Here is a 14,407-nt window from a genome sequence, read left to right on the forward strand (position 1 = left end):
GGGAATAACCTTGCTGTGGGTGACCGTGTTGTGGTGGAAAATGGAGTTGCGCGTCCAATTTCCCAATCAACACAACAGGTCACCCTCATGGTTTAACCACATGCCGGAGCCAGCTCGTACCTGTTGGGGAGCCCTGTGTCCGGGGGTGGGTGTCTCGATTTTCAAAGAGCAGATTATGACGAGAACCAGTATATCACGCTGATAGAAAAAAGACTTTTATTTCAATGAGGACGATATTTTCGATAGGGACACCCAACGGCTGGCTCGGTCTATGGCGACGAACAGATAGCGACGAGAGGATTCATTCGGCATCTGAGGGAGGTATTTATAATCTACATGGACGTAGCTTGGCTCATAATCCTTGAAAGTTTTTATGGGTTTCTTCTCACCTTCAGGTTGAGGAATCAAGTCTCGTAAGCGTGAAACGCCATGGCGACGAAGGCATCGGTCCAAACCAGAGCGGCTAACATCGGGATTGACGAATTCTCGCATAACGACCAAAAGATCATCGAGGGGAAGAAGGAACGTTTGACGCAGCTCAACAGCAATCGCTTCTTGCTCGGGTGACAACGTGGTCTGCAAATGATGAGGCGTGTGGGAACGATCCTCCGTGTCGGTTCGCCCCTTCCAACGCCGCACGGTATCCGTTGTGATACCAAGCTCTGAAGCAAGCACGGTAACCGGCAGTGTTGAATCCTGAATTTGCTTACGTGTCCTTGGTGTCGTTGTCGCGTTGGCGTGTAATCGGATGTTCATGACTGTTTCCCTCTGATAGCTCCTGATCCCAGCGCTGCCATGAAGGCTCGAGCTTGGAATAAAGGATAGCTCAGATAGTAAATGGAATCATCCGGGATTTTACATCTATCAAAGCCTTGAGGGGGAATTGTGGCGGGTTTTCAGCTGTGGGCCCACCCCGGAGACGAGCGTATTTTTACACTGGCTCCAATGGGGCGCAGAAGCTCAAAAATCTCTTCCTGGAAACTCGTGTTATCATGTTCATGTTGATTCATTCACCGGCGATGATATGGCGCACGAACTATGAAGCTTTCGGATCACGACCTGCTCCAGATTGATGAGAAATATCTCTCCTCGCTATCGTCTGCAGAATTGCTGGCCGTCAGCCGGAAAATGTTGGAGGATCTTAAGGAATCTCGTGAGCGTTTGAACCGGACACCTGATAACAGCTCCCAGCCGCCCAGCAGTCGTCCGGCGTACCTTGGAATTCCAGTTGAGGAGGATGAAGCGCATCTGGATGAGGATGAAGATGACGCTTCGCCGGATAAAAAGAAGGGGGCCGATGATGAGGGTGGAGATGATTCACCAGGGCCTTCCGGTAATTCTACTCCCCCTGCTCCAGGAAAGGGCAAGCCGGATTCTTCAAGCGAGAAGCCGAAAGGTAGGGCTGGGAAGCCGATCGGCGCCAAAGGCTTCGGCCGTACCCAAATAATTCCGATTCGGAGTACCGTGGTTCATCGAGCGGAAACGTGTGCTGCCTGCGATGCTGCCCTTCCCTTGGATGCTCGATTTATAGCTCGAATCGGCTATGTGACCATCGATCTGATAAGGGGTGGCCCGGATCAGCCTGGATTGAGGCTGGAGGGAACCAAGCACCTTTTTGGGGAAATTGCCTGTAGATGCGGCCATATTTCATGTACCGGTCCCGGCACAGGGGATCGACTTGAGATTGCAGGACGCAAAACTGCCACCAGTTTGAGTGAATGGCGTATTGTCGGCCCCATGTTGGCAGCTTTCATTGTTGCGCTCGCAAAACGGATGCGGTTGTCTCGCTCCAAGGTCCAGGAGTTTTTAATCGATTGGTTCGGCCTGGAGTTGAGTGTCGGGACCATCGACAATTGCATACGTGAAGTCGGGCTGGCTGCCAACCCTGTTCAGGATGAACTGATTGCTGAACTTCGTGCATCTGCTCTGGCTCATGTAGACGAAACGCCTTGAAAGCAAAAAGGTCAAGCTTTGTGGCTTTGGGTTTTCGCGACGGCCAATACAGTCTTGTTTTGTGTGGGACCTCGGACACGGCAAATGGTCATGGATATCCTGACCGAGGAATTCGCGGGCTGGCTGATGAGCGACGGACTCATGAACTACCGGACTTTTTCAAAGCGGTTGCGTTGCTGGGCACACCTGATCCGGAAGGCCAAAGGGTTGTCGGTAAGCCTGGATAAAGATACCAAACGATTCGGCTCCAGGGTATTGGAAGTCCTAGAATACATGGTCGAAGAGGTCAAAGACGGATCGGATCCGCCTGCTGCCGCGTCGATTTTAGAAGATTTCCAGGGATACTGCGAAATATACAGAGATTATCCCCCGTCCGAGAAGGTTCGCAGCCTTGCCGTTGAGCTTCTCAATGACTGGGATGTCATCTGGCTACCCTTGAGATCTCCGGGGTTGCCACTGACAAACAATGATGCTGAACGTGCGCTGCGCCACTGGGTCATCGCGCGTTTGATCAGCCACGGAACTCGTACGGCAGAAGGGAGCCAAGTATTGGGTGTGCTGGCTAGCGTCATCGAAACTTGTCGATTGCGGAACGTGTCCCCCTGGGACTATCTCGCTAAGGTGATTGCTGAACGGAGAAAGGGAAACCCCGTACCACCGTTACCGGCTCCAGTAGCCGCTTGATATCGGGGTCTCTGAACGGTTACAATGGCGCAGTCATATATAAATGGAGGAGTCCATATGACAGTGGCATTTCAAGGGAAAACAAATTCTAGCCCACCATTGCATATATACGAGGACTAACATGGGAGAAGTGGGACCAAAAAAACTCAAAGTGGAAGAAATCACGAAAGCTCAATCACTTATTGATGCAATTAGCCAAGGCGTATATGAGCTATCAGAACTATATGGAAAAGAGTGGAAACATATTCAGAGCCCAACCTCCTTTGGCGGAAAATTCAAAAGCACCGTAGAGGCTGGTCTGTTAAAAAGAATCTGCATTGGGGAAAAGAAATCTAACAACCACCAGACCTATAGAGTTGAATAAATGTCCGCTAAAATTTTACCAAATGACTCATCAGAGAGACTGCTGATTCAGTTAAAGGCCAAAGCGCCAGTCTCTCCCCACTGGCTACCATCTGATGCGGGCAGAGATGCCATCGTTGAGGTTCCGGGACGGTTTTAGGAGCTGTTTTCGGTCAAATGAGAGGTTTGCTGTGAGTCACTTGGGAAATGTCAGTTTCTTATTCAAAAAACACAACGATGGAGTAAATAGTGGAAATCTTCATTTTTTTCCTCATTATTATATTGTTATTTGACGCTGTTATCGGTTTCCTTATCGGAAAGGATGCTGGAAGACGTGGGATGTCTTCCATCGGTTGGGGATTGTTCGTTTTTTTTACTTCAATTTTTGGAATTATCATCTACATCGCCGTTCAGCAGCCTCGCCTAACTCCTGAGGAACTTTCTGCAATTAAACAAGAAAAAGCAGAAAAAGAGCCTGCTTCAAAAGGCCTATCTGTGAAAGCTCATGCTGCCGTTGAAAAAGCCTATGCCATGGCCCCGTCAATCAACAAGGAAAAGGTGGATGACGGCATCTGGAAAAGCGTGAATTTTTTCGTTGGCATTGTTGATTTTTTGTCGGTGCTACTTGCCCCATTACCAAATGTTATGCTGGCAAAGAAAGGGCGCTTAGCCTACGTCTGGTTAGTCATTTATCTCTTTCTTGTGGCTATTCCAATATATCAAGCCAGTACCGATAAACATTATGATGGACCCAGTGAAACAGATTTTTTGATAGGATTTATTGGTTTTGCCATCATCATCACAGTGATTCGCCTCGCAATAAATGGAATTCTTAAACTAACTGCGAGAAAAATAACAGCACAAAATGTGGACAATACTGAAAGGAGCTAATCATGACTTTCATTGATCAACTGAGAAGCGCAGTTTTTGACAAAAAAGTTCCTGAGATTTTTTCAAGCTCAGATATAACAAACGCTGGCATTCCTGATCCGAACAATAATCTTTCAAACTATGACAAGAAGAACAAAGGCACACCAAACAATAAAGTCCTTATTTCACGGTAACCGTTCAGAGACCCCGATATCAAGCGGCTACTGGAGCCGGTAACGGTGGTACGGGGTTTCCCTTTCTCCGTTCAGCAATCACCTTAGCGAGATAGTCCCAGGGGGACACGTTCCGCAATCGACAAGTTTCGATGACGCTAGCCAGCACACCCAATACTTGGCTCCCTTCTGCCGTACGAGTTCCGTGGCTGATCAAACGCGCGATGACCCAGTGGCGCAGCGCACGTTCAGCATCATTGTTTGTCAGTGGCAACCCCGGAGATCTCAAGGGTAGCCAGATGACATCCCAGTCATTGAGAAGCTCAACGGCAAGGCTGCGAACCTTTTCGGACGGGGGATAATCTCTGTACATTTCGCAGTATCCCTGGAAATCTTCCAAAATCGACGCGGCAGCAGGCGGATCCGATCCGTCTTTGACCTCTTCGACCATGTATTCCAGGACTTCCAATACCCTGGAGCCGAATCGTTTGGTCTCTTTATCCAGGCTTACCGACAACCCTTTGGCCTTCCGGATCAGGTGTGCCCAGCAACGCAGCCGCTTTGAAAAAGTCCGGTAGTTCATGAGTCCGTCGCTCATCAGCCAGCCCGCGAATTCCTCGGTCAGGATATCCATGACCATTTGCCGTGTCCGAGGTCCCACACAAAACAAGACTGTATTGGCCGTCGCGAAAACCCAAAGCCACAAAGCTTGACCTTTTTGCTTCCAAGGCGTTTCGTCTACATGAGCCAGAGCAGATGCACGAAGTTCAGCAATCAGTTCATCCTGAACAGGGTTGGCAGCCAGCCCGACTTCACGTATGCAATTGTCGATGGTCCCGACACTCAACTCCAGGCCGAACCAATCGATTAAAAACTCCTGGACCTTGGAGCGAGACAACCGCATCCGTTTTGCGAGCGCAACAATGAAAGCTGCCAACATGGGGCCGACAATACGCCATTCACTCAAATTGGTGGCAGTTTTGCGTCCTGCAATCTCAAGTCGATCCCCTGTGCCGGGCCCGGTACATGAAATATGGCCGCATCTACAGGCAATTTCCCCAAAAAGGTGCTTGGTTCCCTCCAGCCTCAATCCAGGCTGATCCGGGCCACCCCTTATCAGATCGATGGTCACATAGCCGATTCGAGCTATAAATCGAGCATCCAAGGGAAGGGCAGCATCGCAGGCAGCACACGTTTCCGCTCGATGAACCACGGTACTCCGAATCGGGATTATTTGGGTACGGCCGAAGCCTTTGGCGCCGATCGGCTTCCCAGCCCTACCTTTCGGCTTCTCGCTTGAAGAATCCGGCTTGCCCTTTCCTGGAGCAGGGGGAGTAGAATTACCGGAAGGCCCTGGTGAATCATCTCCACCCTCATCATTGGCCCCCTTCTTTTTATCCGGCGAAGCGTCTTCCTCATCCTCATCCAGATGCGCTTCATCCTCCTCAACTGGAATTCCAAGGTACGCCGGACGACTGCTGGGCGGCTGGGAGCTGTTATCAGGTGTCCGGTTCAAACGCTCACGAGATTCCTTAGATACTGTCGTCACAAGATTGCGCCCCAGATGGCAATACACCTGATTTGTACCGCCGCCAGGAATGAATCTACGTTCTTGGCGTATCTGGTGGCGATGCCTCGCCATCTTTTCAAATGCAAAAATGCATTCTCTACCAAGTGACGGATTTTATAGAGATCCACATCATACACTCGTGGAGTTTTCCTGTTTTTGCGCGGCGGGATCACTGGCTTCATTCCCTGTTCGCAAGCTTGCTCAACTATAGCGTCGCTGTCATAACCCCTGTCAGCCAGCAAGCACTCTGCTTCAAAACCCGATATCAAGGCTTGAGCTTGTGAGCAATCAGCTCGGGTACCCTTCGTGATAATCGCTCTGACCGGCATACCATGCGCATCCACGGCCAAATGTATCTTACTGTTGAGCCCCCTTTTGTGCGACTCATCTCTTGATTGCCGCCTTTGGCCCCAGCTGCATGCGGATGCACCTTGCAGTGAGATGCATCGATCATCAACCACTCGTAATCAGGGTCTTCAATCATCTGGTCAAGCAGCTTCTCCCAGATCCCTTTGTCGCGCCACCGGCAGAAACGGCGTTGAGTGTTGTTCCAATCGCCATAATCTGGTGGAAGATCGCGCCATGGCGCACCTGTACGCAAGATCCAAAACACCGCATTGATAAAAAGGCGGTTGTCCTTGGCTACACCTCCCCAGCTTCCAGCCCTTCCAGGCAAATGGGGCTCAAGGCGTGACCATAGTTGGTCTGAAATATCGTGCCTACGGTAAGATGCAGTCATGTCAAAGCCTCCTTGCTTTGACTCCTATTCTACATCAGCTTATCTTGTGACGACAGTATCTAAGATCCTCCAACATTTTCCGGCTGACGGCCAGCAATGCTGCAGACGATAGCGAGGAGAGATATTCCTCATCAATCTGTAGCAGGTCGTGATCCGAAAGCTTCATAGTTCGTGCGCCATATCATCGCCGGTGAATGAATCAACATGAACATGATAACACGAGTTTCCAGGAAGAGATTTTTGAGCTTCTGCGCCCCATTGGAGCCAGTGTAAAAATACGCTCGTCTCCGGGCTGGGCCCACAGCTGAAAACCCGCCACAATTCCCCCTCAAGGCTTTGATAGACTAAACAGATCGGATCGCACTCTCCTTTTGAAATTTCACGTTTTCGACGAAAATCGTGTCAAGGACATTCTTTGCCAAGATCAAACAAAATTGGTGCCAGCCCCAGCAGTCAATTCCTTCTCAGACGGTGAACATCCTTACTGAACGAGGGGTCTCTGAACGGTTACCCTATAACCCCAGAGCACGTTCTCCTTTGACAGCTTTATCACCAGGCCCCGGATCTCCTGGGTAATACGGGGCCGACCAACATTCTGGGGCACATCGCCTTTCTCGCTGCGGTCGAGCCACCGCCGGTAGGTGGCTGGTTTAACCACCTCCATGAGTTCGCCCACGTCGTGGCCACAAATGGCCCCCAGGCGCACGAGCTCGGCTTTTTCCTCAACGGACGGGATAATGCGGGCTGACGGGACCCGGTCGCGCAGGATTTTGATCTGTGCTTTCAGCAGCCGGACCTCAGCGTTATGCCGTGGTGTGAAGTGGTGCGCAAAGAGGGTGAACAGAAAGGTGAACCAACGATCCATAGCCAAAACCTACCGCGACAAATATAATCTGTATGAAGCTGATAATATAGCATAATACTCCATTCCTACAAATTGGAACAGCCCTCAAAATCCGCCCCTCCTGGCGGTCGCCGTGACATTCAGATCAAGGGTCCAAAATTGGACCTGCGAATCCAGAGGTCCAGAATCAGAAGCCTGGGCAGCCGGTTCGACTCCGGTAATCGAACCCGAATCCAATCCTGCATAAAAACCATCTTCCGTGTACCCATCGAAGCTGGACCTCGACCGGCTTTGCATGTCATTTCAGAACCTATTGATTAACTTATTGTTTAAGCGTTTTTCTGGTCAGACGATCGGCTCTGCTACCTGTTTGCCCAAGCTCGCGGCCAAGTGACGGGGAAAAAAGTCGAATTTCTGATTTTAGGGAAGGAACGGTCCACCATTTTGATTTTGCAGGGTTTTCTCCACCGAAAGACCGCCCACCCCGGCGGTCTTTTCGCATTCAAAAACCCCAATGTTTCCAATGGTTAGGGACGACGGTTTGGAAATGAATTTGGTCCCAAGCCGGACCCGCCGGAGTCGGAAGTTGCCTTTCTCTTCTCTCCCTGCCAATATTCTCCAAAAGCTCTGGACTCGCCCCCTGGTGAGTCCGACAAAACCGGACTCACTTTCCCGTTGAAATATCAAAGTTTAACATGAGTCGCTGATATTGGACTCGTTCGAGAGTGAACTTGGTTGTCATACGGGCGAGCAAACGGTCAAACCTGGGTCCGGGCAAACAATGAAGGATCGAATCCCCTATGAAATGGATATACTGATATACTGTCTCCGGAATTCCCATGGGACTCAATTATTGTTGGAAAGAGTAAGCATGCAAATATCTCCTGAAAAAACATATGAGTGTGTTTGGAAATATGTACACAAAAAATACTATATCTTGGGTGATAGGTATAAGAAAGAGCATTTGAATGATGTTGTTATAAAAAAGACATTCGAAGATCTTCGATCATTAAATAGCGGCTTTTCTGCTACAGAATTGGAGTTTAGGGAAGCAATTATTCTATGCGCTGACGATGGCAAAAGAAATAGTATTAAAAAATTGGAGGGCATGCTGTTTAGAATTTTTTTCACAATATTTATCCCATTATGTCTAGTCTTTGGCGTTTCCATGTATATGTTTTCGTCAGATACATACTGTTGGAATATGAAGGATTTGAGACACGTTCAAAGTTATGTTGATGCGCTTAAATACGCTGTACTTGTTATCACTGTTGCTCCGCTTTTCAGGAGATTTATTCTGCGCATTAAAGAACCGTTGTTTAGTGGGCCATTTCCCGGCTCTTTCAATTTGGTGCTAACATTAATATTGGCTCCTGCTTTAGCAAAGGTCGCAACACAAATACAGTTCTGCTCAACTGGAATGCATTTGCCCAATCTGCTTTGGGTGTATGTTTTTTTTATCGGTATCGTTTTTTCCTTTGGATTATTGAGTTTGTTTGGGTTTCTTTTACTATATGGCATAGGGGCGCTTGTTGATTGTTTTTCACTTTGGACAACTAAACTCTATGCAGATGAGAAGTTGGCCAATATTGCTTTATTGCCGCCATATTTAAAAAAAGAAATGACATGTATTATTGACTCAGAAATCAAAAATTGGTTTGATCCAATGTAACTGTTCACCAACCCCCGGAATTCCGGGGAATTCCGGGGACATATATGGACCCATCCTCCTGCGGGGGGGAATTCCGGGAGTCCCCCGCCCCGCTTTCCCAGGCACGGGAGCTTGGAATGGGCAGCACCTCATTCCGTCCTGCACCACTCCCCGGTCTTTCTCCCGCCGTCGTAAGGCGCCGCCAGCCCCTCCCGGATCAGCATCTCCCCCACGTCCACTCCGTCCGCCACCACCCTGGCCACAATGCGGAAGTATTTGTCCCGCCCCGTCTCTCGTAACGTGACGTGTTCCGCTTTCGCCAGAAGTTGCCGGACCCGCTCCTTGGCCTCCAGGGCCATCCGCTTTTCCTCCGGGCATTTGGCCCGGACTTTCTGCTTAAAAAGCGTATAAAGCATTGATATTAAGCTGTGATTTACTTGAAAACGGTGCGCGTCACTGGACACATTAAGGCGAGGTGCTGAGTAGCCGGAAGGCCTCCTGCTGTAGGGGGGTGATGTTAGCAAGCATCTCAAACGGTTTACCAGTCGCGGGCTCCCATTGGGCACGAACAGTATTACGGGTCAAGGTGGCCAATTGCTCCAGCAGGGTGCTGAAACTCTGCAAGGCATGGCCTACCGGAGAGCGTCTTGTGCCGGTTTTCTCTTTGGCGTTTGGCGATGACTCTCTGGGCATGACAGGATCGTCGGGGAGCAATGGCGCTTCATCGGTGAACAGTAGCGTTTTTAACTTGATCCGCATTTTCCGTTCTACCATGTAGGCCAACATGCACAGGAAGACGTGGGCTTTGATGCGATCGGCACGGAAATGAAAGATCGGTCGGATATCCAGACTGCTCTTCAAATGTCTGAAGGCGCTCTCTACCTGGGCCAATGATTTGTATTGGCGGATCGTGTCGGCACTGGAGATCTCCTTTTCGGGAAGGTTGGTGCGGACCACATAGATTCCGTCCAGGGCTGTTTCCTGATCGATAACAGCCTGCTTACGGGACCAAGCGAACCGCCCTGGAGCAATCTCCAAGTTGAAATAACGGGCGATTTTGAGCTTGCGCAGAACCCGGTCGGCCCTTTTGCCAATTTGACCACAATCACGCAAAGAGCCCTCTTGCACGGCTTGCAGGATCGTCTCCAACCCCTGTTCTGCGATGGTCAACAGTTCCCGTCGTGATCGCCCCTGATCCTCGGCCAGGAAGGGATTGCGGCAGACCATCAGTCGCTCACCTGGGAAATCTGGGGAGGTGATCTCGGCAAAGTTGCGCGCATCGAATAAAGAAGGCCAGTTGTCTGTTTTGGCCAGTGATCGGATGGTGCTGTGGCGCAAGGCGGTAATCCATGAAAAACCAGCAGGTTGGAGATCTTCGTCAATCCGGGCCTGGGTGATCATACCCCGATCACCAACAACTATGACCTGTTTGAGGCCAAAGCGCGCCTTGAGCTTGTTCACTTGGGCGGTCAGCGTAGTGGGATCGCCTGTATTGCCGGGAAACACCTCCACGGCCAGAGGGCGACCCTCCTTGTCGCACAGCAGGCCAATCTCAATCTGGAGTTTGTCTGGGCGGTGGTCGCGGCTGTAGCCGTACTCAGCCAGTTCACACTGTCTTCCTTCCAGATAGGTGGAAGTGAGATCAAACAGTACCATGGAGCCATCCTTAAGGTGCTGTTTCACCAAGCGATTCTCCATGCGTTCCTGTTGCGCTCCGAGCCAATCGAGGGCTTTGTAAAGTTCTTCCTTGTTGGCGTCAGCCACGCCGAACTCCTGCCCCAAGGTGGTCGTGTTGAACAGCCGGTGCGAGGCCAGTTTTGATGCAGGTTGAAGCACTCTCTGGGCAATCAGCGCCAGGATTAAATTGCGGTAGCGCGTTTGTTTTGTTCCCAGCAAACTTTTAAGGCCCAGGGATTTTATCACTCCGACGACAGCAGCGACATGGCCATGAGGCAGACTGGCCTCAATGGTCAGGGCTGAGGTCATCGGCATCATGCGTCCACCCTTGAGCACCACACGCAAAGCCTCAATGGTCTCCTCGGGTTGACCAGTCAAGTTACCCAGGGTGCGCTTTTTGACCTTACCGTTTTCACGGTAGGATTCCCGCAGCAGCACGGTTGGGTGTGAATTTCGATTGGGAACACGTTCAATATGCATGGCTATGATTATAGCAGAAAAATTCAAATATTAAATGAATAAAAACAAACATTACATGACTACAAAAATCAGGTGAATTTGCATATCTTGCTGTTTTTAAATATGAATCTTAGATTTCTGCAAGAAAGTCCGGTCAAGTTCGGACCCGGTCCGAACTTGCTGTTCGAAAATGGAGCAAAAAAGCCTGCGAAAACAGTCTATAGTGGATTTGTCAAGTTCGGACATTTGCCATGGAATTTTGGTTTGCACTCGGTACATGGAACGAAACACGTCTGTTTAAAGCCCCCGGCAATCTTGCTTATTGAATAAATGCACAAACTCTTCTGTAAAAGCAGACTCTCCTAAATGTAATAGATACTGCTTTAAGTGTTCTGTTGTTGTATTGAAGACCCAGTGGTTTGGATTATCACTGCAGCTTGTCATATCCTTCATGGCTTGTGTCGGAAGACATTCACGAGGTGCTTTTGCCCGCAGTTCGCCCAGATCTACGGATTGAACCAAACGATCGATATTTAGTCCCAATAACTGGATTCTACCGTCTACCATTTCGGCTAAAAATATCTGATAGATGTCTGCATTATCTTCAAGCGTGGGAATAAGACTCTTCTTGGCGGTAATCTTCGACGGAAAGTGCCATAGAGTGAAACCATTAAAGTTCACCACATAAAAAAGAAGATGTTGGCCCTTTAGGTTGTCCGTAGGAACAACTTTATAGCCGTTGGCGACGGGTGATGTGTGCAAATGTGTCATTTTGCCTTTTTTATCAATAAGGCAAGCAGGTAAAAAAACTTGATCTATTTTGACTCCATTTTCCACGGGGGCTAAAGGTGCATCAAACGCTGCCATCTGGCAGCCTGATAGGAAAAGGACCGGCATGATCTTAAACAGATAATATTTCAATTTCATGATTCTCACCCTGAAGAAGAAAAGCCTGGGGAAGGCTTTTCTCCCCAGGCTCTCACTCACAATACCTTACTCGTAGCTCCCCTCCCGATAAATTGCGTAACCAGGATAGCGGGCATTTTCGAAAAAAGAGAGTTCAGGCAGGATCTCGTAGAACACTTTCCCTGTCTCATCTGCCCAAATCCTCATCCCCTCAGGCTTCGGTGCAACTCCCCCATGCTCCCAACGATCTACGGAGACTGTCTTGACGTTGACAGAACCATCTTTGTTGAAAAACACGTCAAAAGCCATCTTTCCATCTCAAGTTTCGCAGTTCGTTGACCGATCAATTGGACTGATATTTGCCAACCAAGTCAAGGGCAAAGCTGCCTCGTGTATGCTATAATTCTGGTGTCGAATCAGTCAGATAGCTCAGGGACGAGGCCAGCTTCATGAATCAGCATAACAGGGAACAGGCTACTGTGCCTACCCCCATGATTGACGAGATCAAAACCCAATCCTTTGGAGTATTCGGCGTAGATAACGCTATCGTCGATTTTCTCCAGGAAATTGGCTTCCAGGCGATATTCAATCGGCGCGGATGGAGCAAACGAACGGGGAAGGATCTTCCGACGCTGATCATGTTACTGATCCTGCATCCTCTGTTGAAGGTGCCATCCATTCACCTTTTTTGCCGCGACCACTTTCTGTCGGTCTTCGCGGTAGGCAAGGATACCTTCTACCGGTTGCTCCAACGCCAATTTCCATGGCGGAATGCGCATTGGGCGCTAATCAAAAAGTTACTACCCCAGTGGCGAACGCTGGATCTCGGCCCCGGCTACCTTGTTGCCGATACCACCGTCAAAGAGAAGCGTGGTGATCGTATTGAAGGTGTTTGCTGGCATCATGACCACAATACCGGCCGCTCAGTTGCAGGTTTTGAAGCAGCCCACTTGGTCTGGGTTAACAAGCAGGGAACCTTGCCACTGGATGCCGCTTTGCGTTTTTCAAAGCGGCCTCTGATCAGCAATCTGCTCCACATCCTCAGTTACCGGTTCGATTGTCGCTCACATCTTGGACGGCGTTACCGTGAGGCGGCCAAGATGTCTAAGCTTGATCAGACTGTCGACATGGTTGCCAGAGCCATTCAAGCTGGGATTCCGGCCCAGTATTTTCTCGCCGATGCTTGGTACTCATCGGTTAAGTTCGTCAAGAAAATCCTGGATCTGGGCGTGGTCCCCCTGATCCGATGGAAGCGCAACAACACCAAGTTCCTATTCCAGGGCGAGAGACTGACCAGTGCCGAACTTTACACCCGGTTTGCCAAGGGCAAGATCAGGAAAGCTAAGGGGTCCAAGCGCTTCAAAGGAACCTTCCTAGATGCAGAGCACCCCGAAATCGGCCTTATACGTCTGTTCTTCGTCCGGCTGATCGATCCGAAAACCGGCTCGAAGGAGTGGGCCGTCTTTCTGACCACAGACCGGTCAATGGGGCTGTCAAATATGATCGAGCACTACGCCAACCGCTGGGGAATCGAAGTTTTCTACAAGGAATCCAAACAGCACCTTGGTTTCCTTAATGAATCCGTCCGATCCTTCGAAGCAGTCATCGCCTGCCTACACCTAGCTGCCATGCGCCATGCTGTTCTCTCCAGCATGGTGGCGATCAAAGGCAGCCAGCGGGATCAACTCGCCCACAATCTGGCCGCTTTGACCTATGCCCGAAAGCTCTGGCATACCTTCCGCGCCATCTTCAATGATGCCCTTGGCCGAACATCCATTCTTGAAAATCACCAAAAAAACGAGGTAATTGAACTCTTTGAACAGGAGGTCGAGGCTTGGCTCAGCAAGGCATTGATGCTCGATCCCCTTGGTTCACAACGTCAAATTCTGGCCGAAACGAACTGCGAAACTTGAGTTCCATGTGTTCCATCATGAAAGAGTCTATTGCCTTTTTTAGTGAAGTTGATGACTCCCTCGTTCCCGTCAGGTACTTGTACTTGCCCGTCGGGTGCATTGAGAATTCGGTTGATAGCTGATGCGATGACATCTGCCCATGTCCACTGATCAGGTTTGGCATCTTTAGGCCTGAAATTTCTTCTAGGATGTTTAGGGCGAGACCTTCGATTTCCACCACCTCCCGATGAGCTTCCTTCGCAGGTGACGTAGGAAGACCCGTCATTCCTGGTTCTGGTCCAACACTGAGGACCACTTTTCGTTCGATTTCCAGACATTGCAATCTCCATGGAAGATAAGGACTGTTGCGTTTGCGGTTACCCTATTTCACCTTGTCTCCATAGGAGATCCTGATAATATACAGGCGTAGGTTTCGGCTCTACCGTGTTGCAGCACGGTTGGGTGACCATTCTGAGCATGCAGCAGTCCCTGGATTCTGCATGCTCAGCCCTTCAACTCTTCCATATATGTACGGTAACAATATATTTCAAGTGTCAGACGATTTTATTTCTAGGTAATTACCTAGGTAATTCCCTAGGTAATTCCCTAGGTAATTCCGGGGACAGTTGCTTAATTCCAGGTAAAGT

11 protein-coding genes and 3 pseudogenes are annotated in these 14,407 nt (G+C 49.6%); 6 read left to right on the forward strand and 8 right to left on the reverse strand.

Features of this window, described 5'->3' with window-relative positions:
* Positions 1 to 249 precede the first annotated feature (249 nt).
* Positions 250 to 756: pseudogene (locus tag MMC1_RS21125) on the reverse strand (transposase family protein); the annotation flags it as partial.
* Positions 757 to 1,038: 282 nt separating this feature from the next.
* Between MMC1_RS21125 and MMC1_RS21135 the strand changes: the two are divergent.
* From MMC1_RS21135 to MMC1_RS21860, 4 genes and pseudogenes are all read left to right on the forward strand, one after another.
* Positions 1,039 to 2,637, forward strand: a pseudogene (locus tag MMC1_RS21135) (IS66-like element ISMasp5 family transposase).
* 121 nt (positions 2,638 to 2,758) lie between these two features.
* A complete protein-coding gene (locus MMC1_RS07020; protein ID WP_011713039.1) occupies positions 2,759 to 3,001 on the forward strand; it encodes a single-stranded DNA-binding protein in 243 nt (80 codons plus the stop codon).
* 227 nt (positions 3,002 to 3,228) lie between these two features.
* Positions 3,229 to 3,870, forward strand: coding sequence for a hypothetical protein (locus MMC1_RS07025; protein ID WP_011713040.1), 642 nt, complete (start codon positions 3,229 to 3,231; stop codon positions 3,868 to 3,870).
* Positions 3,871 to 3,872: 2 nt separating this feature from the next.
* On the forward strand, positions 3,873 to 4,043 hold the full coding sequence (locus MMC1_RS21860; protein WP_160162674.1) for a hypothetical protein: 171 nt from the start codon (positions 3,873 to 3,875) through the stop codon (positions 4,041 to 4,043).
* 19 nt (positions 4,044 to 4,062) lie between these two features.
* Here MMC1_RS21860 and MMC1_RS07030 read toward each other — a convergent pair.
* The 3 genes and pseudogenes from MMC1_RS07030 to MMC1_RS19775 form a co-directional block, all read right to left on the reverse strand.
* Positions 4,063 to 5,556 (reverse strand): annotated as a pseudogene (locus MMC1_RS07030) (IS66-like element ISMasp5 family transposase); the annotation flags it as partial.
* An 11-nt stretch (positions 5,557 to 5,567) separates the two neighbouring features.
* Positions 5,568 to 6,331, reverse strand: a protein-coding gene (locus MMC1_RS21140) for an IS5-like element ISMasp6 family transposase (RefSeq protein ID WP_085987172.1) whose coding sequence is annotated in 2 segments (ribosomal slippage) — positions 5,568 to 5,971 and positions 5,971 to 6,331 — 765 coding nt in all. Because the reading frame shifts where the segments join, the coding sequence is not laid out codon by codon here.
* A gap of 481 nt (positions 6,332 to 6,812) precedes the next feature.
* Positions 6,813 to 7,196 (reverse strand): hypothetical protein, encoded by a 384-nt coding sequence (locus MMC1_RS19775; protein WP_049757634.1) that lies wholly within the window; start codon positions 7,194 to 7,196, stop codon positions 6,813 to 6,815.
* A gap of 850 nt (positions 7,197 to 8,046) precedes the next feature.
* On the opposite strand from MMC1_RS19775, the gene MMC1_RS07050 reads away from it, so the two are divergent.
* Positions 8,047 to 8,847 (forward strand): hypothetical protein, encoded by an 801-nt coding sequence (locus MMC1_RS07050; RefSeq protein WP_041640952.1) that lies wholly within the window; start codon positions 8,047 to 8,049, stop codon positions 8,845 to 8,847.
* Positions 8,848 to 8,975: 128 nt separating this feature from the next.
* Here the strand turns inward: MMC1_RS07050 and MMC1_RS07055 are convergent, their stop codons facing one another.
* The 4 genes from MMC1_RS07055 to MMC1_RS21865 form a co-directional block, all read right to left on the reverse strand.
* On the reverse strand, positions 8,976 to 9,185 hold the full coding sequence (locus MMC1_RS07055; protein WP_160162675.1) for a thermonuclease family protein: 210 nt from the start codon (positions 9,183 to 9,185) through the stop codon (positions 8,976 to 8,978).
* Positions 9,186 to 9,291: 106 nt separating this feature from the next.
* Positions 9,292 to 10,983, reverse strand: coding sequence for an IS1634-like element ISMasp1 family transposase (locus MMC1_RS07060; RefSeq protein ID WP_011713047.1), 1,692 nt, complete (start codon positions 10,981 to 10,983; stop codon positions 9,292 to 9,294).
* 276 nt (positions 10,984 to 11,259) lie between these two features.
* The gene (locus MMC1_RS07065; RefSeq protein ID WP_041640954.1) at positions 11,260 to 11,889 is read right to left on the reverse strand and encodes a hypothetical protein; all 630 of its coding nucleotides are present in this window, start codon (positions 11,887 to 11,889) and stop codon (positions 11,260 to 11,262) included.
* 66 nt (positions 11,890 to 11,955) lie between these two features.
* Complete coding sequence (locus MMC1_RS21865; RefSeq protein WP_041640956.1) at positions 11,956 to 12,177, reverse strand: hypothetical protein; 222 nt, start codon at positions 12,175 to 12,177, stop codon at positions 11,956 to 11,958.
* A 140-nt stretch (positions 12,178 to 12,317) separates the two neighbouring features.
* On the opposite strand from MMC1_RS21865, the gene MMC1_RS07075 reads away from it, so the two are divergent.
* Positions 12,318 to 13,781 (forward strand): IS4-like element ISMasp2 family transposase, encoded by a 1,464-nt coding sequence (locus MMC1_RS07075; protein WP_011711719.1) that lies wholly within the window; start codon positions 12,318 to 12,320, stop codon positions 13,779 to 13,781.
* Positions 13,782 to 14,407: the final 626 nt, after the last annotated feature.

The organism is Magnetococcus marinus MC-1, from assembly GCF_000014865.1.
In the GTDB taxonomy this organism is placed as follows: Bacteria; Pseudomonadota; Magnetococcia; order Magnetococcales; family Magnetococcaceae; genus Magnetococcus; species Magnetococcus marinus.

Bases quoted from the DNA above. Each gene is read 5' to 3' on its own strand.
- MMC1_RS07055 (WP_160162675.1), bottom strand. From the start codon at position 9,185: ATGGCCCTGGAGGCCAAGGAGCGGGTCCGGCAACTTCTGGCGAAAGCG.
- MMC1_RS07065 (WP_041640954.1), bottom strand. From the start codon at position 11,889: ATGAAATTGAAATATTATCTGTTTAAGATCATGCCGGTCCTTTTCCTA.
- MMC1_RS07050 (WP_041640952.1), top strand. From the start codon at position 8,047: ATGCAAATATCTCCTGAAAAAACATATGAGTGTGTTTGGAAATATGTA.
- MMC1_RS21865 (WP_041640956.1), bottom strand. From the start codon at position 12,177: ATGGCTTTTGACGTGTTTTTCAACAAAGATGGTTCTGTCAACGTCAAG.
- MMC1_RS07020 (WP_011713039.1), top strand. From the start codon at position 2,759: ATGGGAGAAGTGGGACCAAAAAAACTCAAAGTGGAAGAAATCACGAAA.
- MMC1_RS19775 (WP_049757634.1), bottom strand. From the start codon at position 7,196: ATGGATCGTTGGTTCACCTTTCTGTTCACCCTCTTTGCGCACCACTTC.
- MMC1_RS07060 (WP_011713047.1), bottom strand. From the start codon at position 10,983: ATGCATATTGAACGTGTTCCCAATCGAAATTCACACCCAACCGTGCTG.
- MMC1_RS21860 (WP_160162674.1), top strand. From the start codon at position 3,873: ATGACTTTCATTGATCAACTGAGAAGCGCAGTTTTTGACAAAAAAGTT.
- MMC1_RS07075 (WP_011711719.1), top strand. From the start codon at position 12,318: ATGAATCAGCATAACAGGGAACAGGCTACTGTGCCTACCCCCATGATT.